Annotated in this window: 12 protein-coding genes and 1 pseudogene; 5 read left to right on the plus strand and 8 right to left on the minus strand. The window is 68.0% G+C overall.

Annotated elements, in window-relative coordinates; genetic code table 11:
• The 3 genes from O1Q03_RS27500 to O1Q03_RS27510 all read left to right on the plus strand — a co-directional run.
• Positions 1 to 274 (plus strand): cobalamin biosynthesis protein (locus tag O1Q03_RS27500; RefSeq protein WP_269507197.1); only part of this gene is annotated, 274 nt, incomplete at its 5' end.
• 34 nt (positions 275 to 308) lie between these two features.
• Entirely contained in the window at positions 309 to 911 is a 603-nt protein-coding gene (cobO, locus tag O1Q03_RS27505) for a cob(I)yrinic acid a,c-diamide adenosyltransferase (protein WP_269507198.1), read from the plus strand.
• A 2-nt stretch (positions 912 to 913) separates the two neighbouring features.
• Positions 914 to 2,218 carry a cobyrinate a,c-diamide synthase gene (locus O1Q03_RS27510; protein WP_269507199.1) on the plus strand — a complete coding sequence of 435 codons (1,305 nt, stop codon included), beginning with the start codon at positions 914 to 916 and terminating at the stop codon, positions 2,216 to 2,218.
• Here O1Q03_RS27510 and O1Q03_RS27515 read toward each other — a convergent pair.
• A pseudogene (locus O1Q03_RS27515) lies at positions 2,199 to 2,485 on the minus strand (type II toxin-antitoxin system ParD family antitoxin). The gene O1Q03_RS27510 and the pseudogene O1Q03_RS27515 sit on opposite strands and share 20 nt — an antisense overlap.
• 113 nt (positions 2,486 to 2,598) lie before the next feature.
• Positions 2,599 to 3,762: a M20 aminoacylase family protein gene (locus O1Q03_RS27520; protein WP_269507200.1), complete on the minus strand. Its 1,164-nt coding sequence runs from the start codon at positions 3,760 to 3,762 to the stop codon at positions 2,599 to 2,601.
• A gap of 358 nt (positions 3,763 to 4,120) precedes the next feature.
• On the opposite strand from O1Q03_RS27520, the gene O1Q03_RS27525 reads away from it, so the two are divergent.
• Complete coding sequence (locus tag O1Q03_RS27525) at positions 4,121 to 5,191, plus strand: type IV toxin-antitoxin system AbiEi family antitoxin (RefSeq protein WP_269507245.1); 1,071 nt, start codon at positions 4,121 to 4,123, stop codon at positions 5,189 to 5,191.
• Positions 5,160 to 6,065: a nucleotidyl transferase AbiEii/AbiGii toxin family protein gene (locus tag O1Q03_RS27530; protein ID WP_269507201.1), complete on the plus strand. Its 906-nt coding sequence runs from the start codon at positions 5,160 to 5,162 to the stop codon at positions 6,063 to 6,065. The genes O1Q03_RS27525 and O1Q03_RS27530 overlap by 32 nt, the downstream gene beginning before the upstream one ends.
• 43 nt (positions 6,066 to 6,108) lie before the next feature.
• On the opposite strand, the gene O1Q03_RS27535 is transcribed toward O1Q03_RS27530, so the two are convergent.
• The 6 genes from O1Q03_RS27535 to O1Q03_RS27560 form a co-directional block, all read right to left on the minus strand.
• The gene (locus tag O1Q03_RS27535) at positions 6,109 to 6,525 is read right to left on the minus strand and encodes a PIN domain-containing protein (protein ID WP_269507202.1); all 417 of its coding nucleotides are present in this window, start codon (positions 6,523 to 6,525) and stop codon (positions 6,109 to 6,111) included.
• The gene (vapB, locus tag O1Q03_RS27540; protein ID WP_269507247.1) at positions 6,522 to 6,785 is read right to left on the minus strand and encodes a type II toxin-antitoxin system VapB family antitoxin; all 264 of its coding nucleotides are present in this window, start codon (positions 6,783 to 6,785) and stop codon (positions 6,522 to 6,524) included. The genes O1Q03_RS27535 and vapB overlap by 4 nt, the downstream gene beginning before the upstream one ends.
• Before the next feature lie 250 nt (positions 6,786 to 7,035).
• Positions 7,036 to 8,064: a GNAT family N-acetyltransferase gene (locus tag O1Q03_RS27545; protein WP_269507203.1), complete on the minus strand. Its 1,029-nt coding sequence runs from the start codon at positions 8,062 to 8,064 to the stop codon at positions 7,036 to 7,038.
• The gene (locus O1Q03_RS27550) at positions 8,064 to 8,903 is read right to left on the minus strand and encodes a formyltransferase family protein (protein WP_269507204.1); all 840 of its coding nucleotides are present in this window, start codon (positions 8,901 to 8,903) and stop codon (positions 8,064 to 8,066) included. The genes O1Q03_RS27545 and O1Q03_RS27550 overlap by 1 nt, the downstream gene beginning before the upstream one ends.
• An 85-nt stretch (positions 8,904 to 8,988) precedes the next feature.
• Complete coding sequence (locus O1Q03_RS27555) at positions 8,989 to 11,274, minus strand: TonB-dependent siderophore receptor (protein ID WP_269507206.1); 2,286 nt, start codon at positions 11,272 to 11,274, stop codon at positions 8,989 to 8,991.
• A gap of 45 nt (positions 11,275 to 11,319) precedes the next feature.
• A complete protein-coding gene (locus O1Q03_RS27560) occupies positions 11,320 to 12,696 on the minus strand; it encodes a lysine N(6)-hydroxylase/L-ornithine N(5)-oxygenase family protein (RefSeq protein WP_269507207.1) in 1,377 nt (458 codons plus the stop codon).
• Positions 12,697 to 12,704: the final 8 nt, after the last annotated feature.

The raw sequence follows: 12,704 nt of genomic DNA on the forward strand, positions 1-12,704 counted from the left end.
GGCCGTCGTCGCGACCCTCGCCGACAAGGCGCGCGCGCGTGCGCTGCGCACGCTGTGCGCGCGGCGCGGCTGGCCGCTCGTCGCGTTCGACGCGGCGCAGGTCGCGAATGGTGCCGAACCTGCGCCGAGCGCCCCGTCGGCGGCCGCGCTCGCGCGTTTCGGCGTCGCCGGCGTGGCCGAACCGTGTGCGCAGCTCGCGGCGCCGCGGGGCCGGCTGCTCGGCCCCAAATCCATTCTGGGCGGCGTGACGGTTGCGCTCGCCGGCCCGCTCTGAACCCATTGTTTCGCTTTCGACAGGACGATTCCCGATGAAGACCGATGCCGAATCCCATCAACGGATGACCGAACGCCGCCGCGCCGGCCACGAGAAGAAGCAGGCCGCCGCCACGCAGGAAAAGGGGCTGCTGATCGTCAACACCGGCAACGGCAAGGGCAAGAGCACGGCCGCGTTCGGCATGGCCGTGCGCGTGCTCGGCCACGGCATGCGGCTCGGCGTCGTGCAGTTCATCAAGGGCGCGCTGCATACGTCCGAGCGCGATTTCCTCGGCGCGGTCGCAGAGTGCGATTTCGTGACGATGGGCGACGGCTATACGTGGAACACGCAGAACCGCGACGCCGACATCGCCACCGCGCGCAAGGGCTGGGACGAGGCACGCCGGATGATCGAAAGCGGTGACTACCGGATGGTGATCCTCGACGAGCTGAACACCGTGCTCAAGTACGAATACCTGCCGCTCGACGAAGTGCTCGCGACGCTCACGGCTCGACCGGATTCGGTGCACGTGGTCGTCACCGGGCGGCATGCGCCCGATGCGCTGATCGACGCGGCCGACCTCGTCACCGAAATGCGGCTCGTCAAGCATCCGTACAAGGAGCAAGGCGTGAAGGCGCAGCGCGGCGTGGAGTTCTGAGCATGCCGGCCTGCCCCGCGCTGTTCGTCAGCGCGCCCGCATCGGGCCAAGGCAAGACGTCGGTGACGGCCGGCCTCGCCCGGCTGCACCGGCGGCTCGGCCGGCGCGTGCGCGTGTTCAAGACCGGGCCCGATTTTCTCGATCCGATGCTGCTCGAACGCGCGAGCGGCGCACCCGTGCATGCGCTCGATCTCGGGATGGTCGGGGAAGCCGGCTGCCGTGCGCTGCTCGCCGAGGCCGCGCGCGATGCGGACCTGATCCTGATCGAAGGCGTGATGGGGCTGTTCGACGGCACGCCGAGCAGCGCCGATCTCGCGACCGCGTTCGGCGTGCCGGTCGTCGCGGTGATTTCGGCGAAGGCGATGGCGCAGACGTTCGCGGCGATCGCGTTCGGGCTCGCGCGGTTCCGGCCCGAGGTGCCGTTTCACGGCGTGCTGGCGAACCGCGTCGGGTCGCCGCGACACGCGGAACTGCTGCGGCAGGCGCTGCCCGACGACTTGCGCTGGCTCGGGCACGTGCCGGCCGATGCGGGCATCGCGCTGCCGGAACGGCATCTCGGGCTGCACCAGCCGTCCGATGTCAACGATCTCGACGCCCGGCTCGAGCGCGCGGCCGACGTGCTCGCGCAAACCGCGCTCGCCGCGTTGCCGCCTGCCGTCACGTTCGCGGAACCGGACGTTGCCGCCCCGCTGCCGCGCGCGCTCGCCGGCAAGCGGATCGCGATCGCGCGCGATGCGGCGTTCTCGTTCATCTATCCGGCCAATCTTGCGCTGCTCGACACGCTCGGCGCGCAGTTGCGGTTCTTCTCGCCGCTGGCCGACGAATCCGTGCCGGATAACTGCGATGCGCTGTTCCTGCCGGGCGGGTATCCGGAACTGCATGTGGCGACGCTGGCGGCGAACGCCGTGACCGCGCGCACGATTCGCGCGCACGCGGCGGCCGGCCGGCCGATCGTCGCGGAATGCGGAGGGATGGTGTATCTGTGCGAGTCGCTGACCTGCGTGGATGGCGTCACGACGCCGATGCTCGGCCTGCTGTCAGGCCACGCGACGATGCAGCGCCGGTTCGCGGCGCTCGGGATGCAGCAGCTCGACACGCGCACCGGGCCGCTGCGCGGTCATACGTTTCATTATTCGCGGCTGGATACGCCGCTGGTGCCGACCGCGACCGCCGCCCGGCCCGATGGCGAGGCCGGCAGCGGCGAAGCCGTTTATCGCGCGGGCGCGATCGTCGCGACGTACATGCACATGTACTGGCCGTCGAATCCGGAGGCGGTGGTGGCGTTGTTCAGCGGGGAAGCGTTCTAGAGGGGTCAGCCGAAGTTGTCTGCCTTTTACCGCCATGCGTTGCCCGCATGCGGGCGAGGAAGCCTCGCTGTCGAAGGGCTTGGGCGCCCCGGACGCTTCACCTGCCTTCAATGCTTCCTGCAGCGCACGCATTTCCGTTTCGTGTGATTCGAGGAGCCGCAACCCGGCTCGCACGACGTCACTTGCGGAACCATATCGCCCCGATCGCTGGGCATCGACAAATTCGGCAAAGTGATCGCCGAGGGAAACGGACGTGTTTCGCGACATGAGTCACCTCCTTTCGATGCGGTCATCATGTACCGATTTTTGATGCATTTCGCATTCGGCCCCTGCGAAGTCGGGCCGATGGTCGGCCCGATCCGCATGTCTCGCATCCTCCGTCACACCAGGAACGTCTCGGCCAGCCTGACCCAATACGACGCACCGGTCGGCAATGCCGCGTCGTTGAAGTCGTAGCCTGGGTTATGCACCATGCAGCCGCCCTCCCCGTCGCCGTTGCCGATGATCAGGTAGCAGCCCGGCCGTTTCTCGAGCAGGAACGCGAAATCCTCGCTGCCGGTGAGCGGCACCATTTCGTCGATCAGGTTCGCGTCGCCGACCCACTCGCGCGCGACACCGCGCGCGAACGCGGTCATCTCCGCATCATTGACGAGTACCGGGTAGCGCCGCTGGTAGTCGATCGTCGCGGTCGCGCCGAACACGGCCGCCTGCGCGTGAATGACTTCCTTGATGCGCGTTTCGAGCAGGTCGCGCACGTCAGGCTTCAGCGCGCGCACGGACAGGCGCATCTGCGCGCGATCGGGAATCACGTTCGGCGCGTCGCCCGCGTGAATCGCGCCGACCGTGACGATTGCCATGTCGAGCGGCGACACGTTGCGCGACACGATCGTCTGCAGCGCGACGACGATCTGCGCGCACACGACGACGGGGTCGATCGCCTTGTGCGGCACCGCGCCGTGACCGCCGCGCCCCTGCACGTCGACGATCACGGTATCCGACGACGCCATGAACGGCCCCGGCAGGAAGCCCAGCTTGCCCGTCGGGAAGCCCGGCATGTTGTGCATCGCGAAGATCGCATCGCACGGGAACAGCTCGAACAGCCCGTCGTCGAGCATTTTCTTCGCGCCGCCGAGCCCTTCCTCGGCCGGCTGGAAAATCAGGTTCAGCGTGCCGGAGAAGCGGCGCTCGCGCGCCAGGTGCTTCGCGGCCGCCAGCAGCATCGCCGTGTGACCGTCGTGGCCGCACGCGTGCATCTTGCCGGCGATCGTGCTCTGGTACGGCAGGCCGGTCGATTCGTGGATCGGCAGCGCGTCCATGTCGGCGCGCAGGCCGAGGCGCTGCGTGCCGTTGCCGACCTTCAGCTGCGCGACGACACCCGTGCCGCCGAGCCCGCGATGCACCGTATAGCCCCACCCCTGCAACTGCTCGGCGACGAGGTCGCTCGTCGCGAATTCCTCGAAACCCAGCTCGGGGTGGGCATGGATGCGGTGCCGGATCTCGATCATTTCGTCGGCGAGGCCTGCGGGAATCACGCTGTGCGTCACGGTGTCGTCTCCTGGTGTCCAGTGGGGAATGTGCAGGCAAGGATAGTCCGTCGAGCGACAACCGGACAGACAGAAAGTCGTCGTGGCAGCAACTCCTGGTTGCCGGGCGATTACCGGGGCGCGGGACGAAGCGCGCGGCCACCCCACGCACTGTCCATCCGGACGGGTGCCGCATGCGATCGGCACGCACGACACTGCGTGTTCAAGTTCGATTTTCACGCGGAGGCTATCGTTGGTTGCCTTTCAACATTCCGTAAAAGTTCCTTTGCATCAAAGGGTTGATGGCGTTTGTTCATTTTTTGACGGATGTACATTTTTTGTGTACGCTGGCAAAACAGTGAACAAGCGACCCTCCGTGATGCCCGCGAACGCCCTCCTCCCGATATCGGAACAGCAGGTGCTCGACGACGCCTGCGCCGCGTTCGCGCGCGTGACGCGGCGCTTCGATGCGCGGCCCGTGCGCGTGCCGGCGGCGTACCAGGCGCGCGCCGACGCAATGATCCGCTTCGACATCGCCGGGCAGACCTTCGAGATGCCGGCGGCCGTGAGCGTCGGCGTCGAATCGCTGCAGGGCGCGCTCGCGGCGTTGCGTCGCCGCGGCGGCACGCCCGCGCCCGGCGAACGGCCGCTGATGCTGGTCGCGCCTTATTTTTCTGCCGAACTGGCCGCCCGCCTGGCCGAGCACGACATCCCGTTTCTCGATACCGCCGGCAATGCAGGCCTGATCCAGCCGGAGGCCACCGTGATGATCGCCGGCCGGCCGAAACCTGCGCGCACGCCGCGCCGCCAGGCGTCGCGCGCGACGACGCCCAAGGGGCTCGCCGTGATGTTCGCGCTCGCGACGCGGCCGGGTCTCGTCGCGCAGCCGTATCGCGCGATCGCCGCCGAGTCGGGCGTCGCGCTCGGCACGGTCAATCTCGCGATGGACGATCTGATTGCGCGCGGCCTCGTCGCGCAGCGGCGCAACGGCGAGCGCCTGATTCCCGACTGGCCGCGCTTCGTGCAGGAATGGGTCGCGCTGTATCCGAGCCGGCTGCGCGCGAAACTGCCGGGCCGGCGGTTTGCTGCGCTCTCGCCAGACTGGTGGCGCGACTTCGATTTCGCGGCGTTCGATGCGCGGCTCGGCGGCGAACCGGCAGCCGATCTGCTGACGCACGACCTGAAACCGGCGGCGATCACGGTCTATACGCACGGCACCGTGTCGAACCGCCTGCTGCTCGACGCGCGCCTGCGTCCGGACGAGCGTGGCGACGTCGAGCTGCTCGAAGCGTTCTGGCCGCCGTCGCCGGCATTCGACTGGCGCGACCACGATGTGCCGCTCGTGCCGCCGCTCCTGATCTACGCGGATCTCGTCTCGTCCGGAGACAGCCGCAATCTTGCCGCCGCCGAGCAGATCCATGACCGATACCTTGCCCACCCGCCCGCTTGAAGTCGACCCGCGCCGGCCGCTCGAGCCGGCGGCGCTCGCATTGCTGCAGGCGGTCGGCGCGGCCTGCACCCGGCTCGACGCGGCGTTCGTCATCGCCGGCGCGACCGCGCGCGACATCCTGATGTGGCACGTCCACGGCATCCGGCCGGTGCGCGCGACGCGGGATGTCGACGTCGCCGTGTGCGCGGTGAGCTGGCCGTTTCACGCGCAGCTCGTCGACGCGCTCGTCGCGACCGGGCAATTCGCGCATGCGCCGAAGCATCAGCAAAAGCTGCTGTTCGACAGCGGCACGCGAGGGTTTCGCACGGAGCTCGACCTCGTGCCGTTCGGGCCGCTCGAAACACCGCCCGGAGAAATCGCGTGGCCGCCCGGCGGCGAATTCGTGCTGAACGTGCTGGGCTTCCAGGAGGCGGTCGATACGGCACTGCCCGTGTCGGTCGGCGCGGGCGTCGTGGTGCCGGTGGCCAGCCTGCCGGCGCTCGTGCTGTTGAAGCTGCTTGCGTGGAAGGACCGGCGCGCGCGCCAGAACAGCGACGCGTACGACCTGCTGTTCCTGCTCACGCATTTTCACGACGCGGGCAATCGCGAGCGCATCTGGGACGTTGCACCCGATCTGGTGGAACTGCATGGCTTCCAGCCGGAGCTGGCGGCGGCGGCATTGCTGGCGCGCGATGCGAAGCGGATCGCGTTGCCGCATACGCACGACGCCATTCACGCGCTGTTATCCGATGAAGCGATTTACGCGATGCTCGGGCAGGATCTGCTCGCGCGTGCGTTCGCACAGTTGCCGGGTGAATTCAACGACGACGCGGACCGGTATCTCGACGCGTTCCGTGGCGCCTTCCTTGCCGGTCCGCCCGCGCGCGACGTGTGACGCGACGCGACCCGGCAGGATCACGACGCTGCCGCCCGCCGGCTCAAGCTGCCCAGTCTTCGACGGACAACCCCGCGACGCGACCGAATTCCCGACAGTTATTCGTCACGAGCACCGCGCCGGCGGCAATGGCATGGCCGGCGATCGACGCATCGTTGGCGCCGATCGGCGTGCCACGGGCCGCGAGGTCGGCCCGAATCGCGGTCGTTGCATCGACGGCGGCCGTATCCCACGACAGCACGCCGTCCAGCCGTGCGATAAAGGCCGTCACGAGTTCCGCATGCTTGGGCGACGCCTTCTTGCCCACAGCGCCGAATCGCATTTCGGCATAGGTGATCGCCGACACGACGATCCGGTGCTGCGCATTGACGCACGACTGCAGCCGGGACAACACCGCGGGCGACCGCTCGCGCATGATGAACGAGCAGATGTTCGTATCGAGCATATAGAGCGTCGTCACTGGCCCTCCGTCGATGCACCGTCATCAGCGCCGGACAGGTCGAAACGGCCGGTTTCGACGACGGCCGGGCGCTCGACGAGGAAGTCGGAATCGGCCAGCGGTTCGCTCGCGAACGACAGCCACGTCGGCCGTACCGGACGCAACAGCAGCGTATCGCCCTCGCGGCGGATCTCGAGCTCGGTCACACCCTCGAATTCCATGTCTTTCGGGATGCGGATTGCCTGGTTACGGGCGTTCTTGAAAATGGAAACGATGCGCATGAGCCACTCCACTGGCGTTCGATGCGCCCATTCTAGGCATATGTTGGCATATGTCAATGCCGGGGAACGCGGATCGGGCGGCGCGTCCCACGCTGTGGCGAGTGTGCTGGCCATATCGTCACGACCTGTGGCTGATGAGAGGGAAGCCCATTCTTCCTCATGCAGCCCGGCTGATCCATATCCCGAACGGCCGATGCCCACCGCGGCAGGTCGCGCGGCTGGTCGCCTGCGACGTCGCGCCCCCGTCCGATCACGGCAACCGGAAAGTGTCGAAAAACGTTTCGCGCTCCATCACGGTCAGCGCCGCGCGCTTGTGCGGGAAATCGAATTCCTTCAGCGTGTAGAACCCGAGCCGGTGCATGTACGCGATATGCCGCACGTGATCGACGCGCGGTTCGCCGACGAGCCGCTGCGTACGCGGTTCGTCGACGAACATGTAGTGCAGCACCCCGCTCCACCACGCATGCAGCTTGCCGGCGCTCTGGAACCGCGAGTCGCCGATCAGCAGGTGCAGCCCGCGATCGTAGTCGTGCGCATCGTAGAACGGCGCGAGGCGATCCTCCTTCGCCCAGTAGAACTCGAAATAGCCGAACGGCGTGTCGTCGAAATAGCCGATCATCGGATGCATGTGCGGATCGGCGAGCCGCTCCGCGAGATACGCGGCATGCTCGTCGCGCGTGCCGCGCTGATCCCAGAAATGCGCGACGCGATCGAGGTTCATCCAGTCGCTGAAAAGCTGCGCATGCGTGTCGACGTCGACGGTGCGCAGGCTGAACGTCATCCCGACCTGCGGCATGTAGCGCGCATAGATCTCGCCGGCCGGCGACGGCGGCCGCACCGGATGCCGATGGCCGTTCGTGATCGCGTAGCGCAGCGGCATCCCGCTCGATGCGGGCGCCGTCAGCCACGGCTGCGGGTGCTGCCAGAACGTCGCGCGCGATGCATTCAGGCGCAACCGGCCGCCTTCGATCCGCGCGCCGTCGATCACGCCCTCGCGCACCGCGCGATCGACGTACGACGCGACGGCCGCCGGATCGGCGCCGCCGAGCGGCACCGACACCGTCGCCGCGTCGTGCCGCGTGTCGGTGTTGAACAGCGCGACGAATTCCGCGAGCAGCGCGGCCGGCGGATCGTCGGGCCGCCATGCATCGAGCGTGCGCTCGGCGGCAGGCGTCACCCGAGCCAGCGTGCGCGCGTACGCGGCGCCGTCGAGCGCCGCGGCCACTTCACCTTCGACGGCATCGGCCGCGCCGGCCGGTTTCGTCAGCGTGTGTTCCATCACAGTGCTCCCGCGTCGTGGCGGTCGGCGAGGATGTGCAGCCCCCGCTCGAGCGCCGGAAACAGGCTGCGCTGGAAGTTGTTCCAGCGCAGTTCGAGAATCGTGTCGTCCGGCGCGATCGGCGTGTCGAGCACGTCGCAGATCACTTCGCCGGAGTCGATGCCGTTGTCGACGTAGTGGAACGATGCGCCCGTCATCGTCACGGGTTCGACGCGCGCACTCGCGCCGCTCGCCCAGTCGATCCGCTCGCCGCGCGCACCGTGCAGCGCATCGAGCGTCGCCCATGCACCGCGCCGCTGGTACGGCGAATCGTCGGCCGTGATGCCGGGATGAATGTTCGCGATGCGCCGGTGAAAGCGCGCACCGGGCCGCACCAGCTCGTCGAGGATCACGAGCAGCCCGTCGAGCACGACCACGTCCGCGTCGAGTTCGAGCAGGCGCTCGAGCAGCCGGCGCTCGAACGCCTGCTTGCCCGTCACGCGCTCGCGCGCATCGCGCGGCAGCCGGCGATACGTCGACGCAATCGTGCAGAACAGTTCGTCGACGAGCCGGCCCTGCACCGTCAGCCCTTCCGGCAGGATCCACGGGCGGCCCGGCGTGCGCGCGAACCCGTAGTCGGCGACCTTCGCGCGGTCGGCCGGCGAGCCTTCGTCGTCGTCGACGATCACGCCCTGCAGCGTATAGCGCTCGCCGAGCGGCGAATCGTTCAGGCGCTCGACGAGGAATTCGAGCGGCGCCTTCATGTAGCGCGTGCCGCCCTGGTAAGCGACCGGCTGCCCGGCGCGATCGGCCGCGCCGTTGCGCAGCGACTGGATATAGACGAGATTTTTCTTCGGCATGGAGGCGTCGTGGAAAAGCGGACGACGGCGCCGCGGCCCGCGCGAACCGGCCCGAAGGCCGGCCGGCACGCCGCGGCGCGCGGCGTCACCAGTTGTATTTCGCGGTGGCGATCACCGTGCGGTCGGTGCCGAAAACGCAGACGCTCGTCGACTGGCAACCGCTGATGTAGTGGCGGTTGAACAGGTTCGTCCCGTTCACGGCAAAGCGCCAGTGACGCGTGTCGTAGTGCACGCCCGCGTCGAACAGCGTGTAGCTCGACACGGTCAGCGAGTTGTCCGCCGCACCGGCCGACGCACTCTGGTAGCGCACGCCGCCACCGAGGCCGAAGCCGGTGAGCGGCCCGGTGTGCCAGGTCCAGTCGGCCCACAGCGACGCCATCTGGCGCGGCCGCGGAATGTCGACCGGCCAGTTGTTCAGCGATGCGTCGTTGGCCTTCACGTTCTTCACGTCCTGGTACACGTAGGACGCGATCAGCGACAGGTTCCGCGTGAGCTTGCCGGTTGCGTTCAACTCGATCCCGCGCGAGCGCACTTCGCCGGTCTGGATCGAGGTCGTACCGGCCGGATCGAGACTCGTCGGCGTCGGCGTGAGCACGTTGGTCTGGTTGATCTGGTAGATCGCCGCGCTCAGCATCATGTTCTTGCCGGGCGGCTGCCAGCGCAGGCCGGCCTCGATCTGCTTGCCGCGGGTCGGCTGCGGCAGGCCGCCACCGTACAGGTTCACGCCGATCAGCGGATTGAACGACGTCGCGTAGCTGATGTACGGCGACAGCCCGTAGTCGCCCTGGTACGTGAGGCCGACGCGGCCGGTGAACGCCGTCACGTCGGCCTTCGACTGCGTGCCGCCCTCGCGGTCGTCCATCCGCTGATTGACCCAGTCCTCGCGGCCGCCGAGCGTCAGCGTCCAGCGGTTCCACTTGACCTGATCCTGCACGTACAGCCCGAACGTGTTCATCGTCGTGTACGTGTTGGTGCGGTACGTGGTGTTCGGCGGCGAGAACACGGACAGCGTGACCGGCGTGTAAACCGGGTTGTAGATGTTCAGCGTCGGCGCGGCGGCCAGCCATTCGCTGTCGGTCGCGGTCTGCCGGTTGTACTGGAAGCCGAGCAGCAGGGTGTGCTCGAGCGGCCCCGTGCCGAAGCGGCCCTGCAGGTTGTTGTCGATGTCGAAGCGGCTGTAGTTCGTCTGGAACACGCCGGCCCAGCGGTTGATGTCGGTCAGGCTGTCGTCCGCGAAGCCCGCGCCGAACACCGAGCCGTTGTCGAGCGACAGGTGCATCCAGCGCACGTTCTGGCGGAACGTCCACATCGAGTTCAGGTTCCGCTCGAACTGGTAGCCGAGCGACCACTGCTTCTTGCGGTAGTAGTTGAAATCCGGGTCGCCACCGTAGACGTCCTTGCTGAGCTGTCCGTTCCGGTTCGGCTGCACCGTGCCCTCGGCCGGCAGGAAGTTCGACGAGATGTCGCCCCAGTCCTGCAGGTACGTCGCGGACAGCGTCAGCGACGTATCGGCGTCCGGGCGCCAGCGGAACGACGGTGCGAGCGCGACGCGCTGGTCGTTGTTCGGGCCGGTGAGCGCGTTGCCGTCGCGCGCGACACCGACGAACCGGTACGCGTACTTGCCATCCGCGTCGAGCGTGTCGCCGACATCGAGCATGAACTGCTTGCGCGCATAGTTGCCGATCTGCACGCCGGCTTCGCGCACGCGCTCGCCGTCGGCCGTCTTGGTCTGCACGTCGATGATCGCGCCCGGATCGCCGGCGCCGTACAGCACCGACGTCGGCCCGCGCAGCACGGTGATGCTGTCGATCATGTACGGATCGACGCGCCAGCTCGACAGGTTCAGCGTGTTCGGCACCTGCAGGCCGTTCACGTACGCGGTCGGCGTGAAGCCGCGCAGCGCCGCGTACCAGTCGGAGCGGTTGTCCGAGCCGTACGACGAGAAGCCCGGCACGTAGCGCAGCGCCGCATTCACGTCGGTCGCGCCCGTCATCTCGATCTGCTGCGCGGTGACGACGTTGATCGTCTGCGGAATTTCGTTGATCGACGTATCGGTCTTGGTGCCGGTGCGGCTGCGCTTCGCGACGAGCCCGACCGTGCCGTCGCCCTCCGCGCCCGCGTTGACGTTGATCGCCGGCAGCGTGCCGGTCGCCGCGCCGTTCGCTGCGCTGCTCGATGCACCCGCGGCATCCGATGCACCGGCCGCCGCATTCGACGCCGTGCCGTTCTGCGCACTGCTCACCGACGCCGAAGCGCCTGCGTTCACGGTCGGCGCCGTCTGTGCGAATGCGTGCCCCGCGGCGGCCGTCCCGAACGCCACGCTCGCCGCGGCTGCGATCGCACGCAAACGCGTGCCTGTTGCCCACTCCATGTTTCTCTACTCCAGTTTTTCATGCGGTCTCCGACCGCGCCTTCGTCAAAGAGCGAAAGCCATCCGGCCCGCGCTCGCCCCGTCTTGATGTCGTTGTTCGTGTGCTGCCCGGGCCGCGCCGTCGTCATGGTCGGGCGCGATCCCGTCTTCGAGCGACGCGCAGATTTCGTCCGCGCGGCGTGCGAGGACCGACAGCAGCGTGTCGGACAAACCGTGGCTGTCTTCGCAGCAGCCTTGCAGGTAGATGCGCGGCGCGAAATGCTCTGGCGTCGCGAGCAGGTAGTCGCGCGTGACATCGCCGCGCGTGAGCGCGTCTCCGAGGTACGGTGCGAGCCCTTCGAGCAGCGCCGAATGCGTATCGCGCCGGTAGCCGGTCGCGAGCACGAGCGCGTCGAAGCGTTCGACGCGCGTCGCGCCGTTCATCCGGTCGCGCAGTGTCAGCTCGATGCGGCCGTCGGCAGCACGCACCGCGGCTTCGATCGCGCTGTTCGCGAGCAGCGCATGACGGAGCGTGCCGTCGATGCGTTGCAGGTACAGCATTTCGTAGATCTGCTCGATCAGCGGCCGGTCGACCACCGCGTAGTTGGTGTCGCGATAGCGCTCGAGCAGCGCGCGGCGCGCGTGCTGCGGCTGCGCGTAGACGACGTCGGTGAACGCCGGGCTGAAGATCTCGTTGACGAACGGGCTGTCGTCGGCCGGCTTCAACGCACCGGCGCGCATCACGAGGCTCGCGTCGACGTGCGGGAAGCGGCGCGCGAGGTCGATGAACACCTCGGCCGCGCTCTGCCCTGCGCCGATCACCGCGACTCGCCGGCGCTCGCCGTCCGGTGCTGCCACCAGCCGGTCGATGTCGGTCAAATAGGATGACGAATGAATCACGCGGTCGCGGCCGAGCGCGGCGAACGCGTCCGGCACCGCCGGCGTGCCGCCGACGCCGACCGACAGCGCGCGCGTCACGCGCCGGCGTTCGTGGCCGGCGGCATCGCGCGACAGCACGCGCAGCGCGTCGATGCGCGCACCGTCGCCGCGCACGGGCTCGATCGCCGTGACGGTCTCGCTGTAGTGAACGTGCTCGTCGAACGCTTCGGCGACCCAGCTCAGGTAGTCGTGGAATTCGACGCGGGTCGGATAGAAGTTCTTCAGATTCACGAATTCGTTCAACCGGCCCCGTTCGAACAGGTAGTTGATGAACGTATAGCGGCTCGTCGGATCGCGCATCGTGACGAGATCCTTCAGAAACGAGATCTGCATCCGGCAGTCGTCGAGCAGCATCCCGCGATGCCAGCCGAATTCAGGCTGGCGCTCGATGAAGCAATGTGCGAACGGACGCGCACCGCCGCGCTCGGCAAGACGGACGGCCAGCGCCAGATTCGACGGCCCGAAGCCGACGCCGATCAGGTCGAATACGGTTTCTCTCTGCATGTCTCTCA

Origin of the sequence: Burkholderia sp. IMCC1007, from assembly GCF_027257875.1 — a bacterium.
Classification (GTDB): Bacteria; Pseudomonadota; Gammaproteobacteria; order Burkholderiales; family Burkholderiaceae; genus Burkholderia.

Coding starts and splice junctions, on each gene's coding strand:
- O1Q03_RS27510 (WP_269507199.1), top strand. CDS start 914: ATGCCGGCCTGCCCCGCGCTGTTCGTCAGCGCGCCCGCATCGGGCCAA.
- vapB (WP_269507247.1), bottom strand. CDS start 6,785: ATGCGCATCGTTTCCATTTTCAAGAACGCCCGTAACCAGGCAATCCGC.
- O1Q03_RS27550 (WP_269507204.1), bottom strand. CDS start 8,903: ATGCCGAAGAAAAATCTCGTCTATATCCAGTCGCTGCGCAACGGCGCG.
- O1Q03_RS27545 (WP_269507203.1), bottom strand. CDS start 8,064: ATGGAACACACGCTGACGAAACCGGCCGGCGCGGCCGATGCCGTCGAA.
- O1Q03_RS27555 (WP_269507206.1), bottom strand. CDS start 11,274: ATGGAGTGGGCAACAGGCACGCGTTTGCGTGCGATCGCAGCCGCGGCG.
- O1Q03_RS27560 (WP_269507207.1), bottom strand. CDS start 12,696: ATGCAGAGAGAAACCGTATTCGACCTGATCGGCGTCGGCTTCGGGCCG.
- O1Q03_RS27525 (WP_269507245.1), top strand. CDS start 4,121: ATGCCCGCGAACGCCCTCCTCCCGATATCGGAACAGCAGGTGCTCGAC.
- O1Q03_RS27530 (WP_269507201.1), top strand. CDS start 5,160: ATGACCGATACCTTGCCCACCCGCCCGCTTGAAGTCGACCCGCGCCGG.
- cobO (WP_269507198.1), top strand. CDS start 309: ATGAAGACCGATGCCGAATCCCATCAACGGATGACCGAACGCCGCCGC.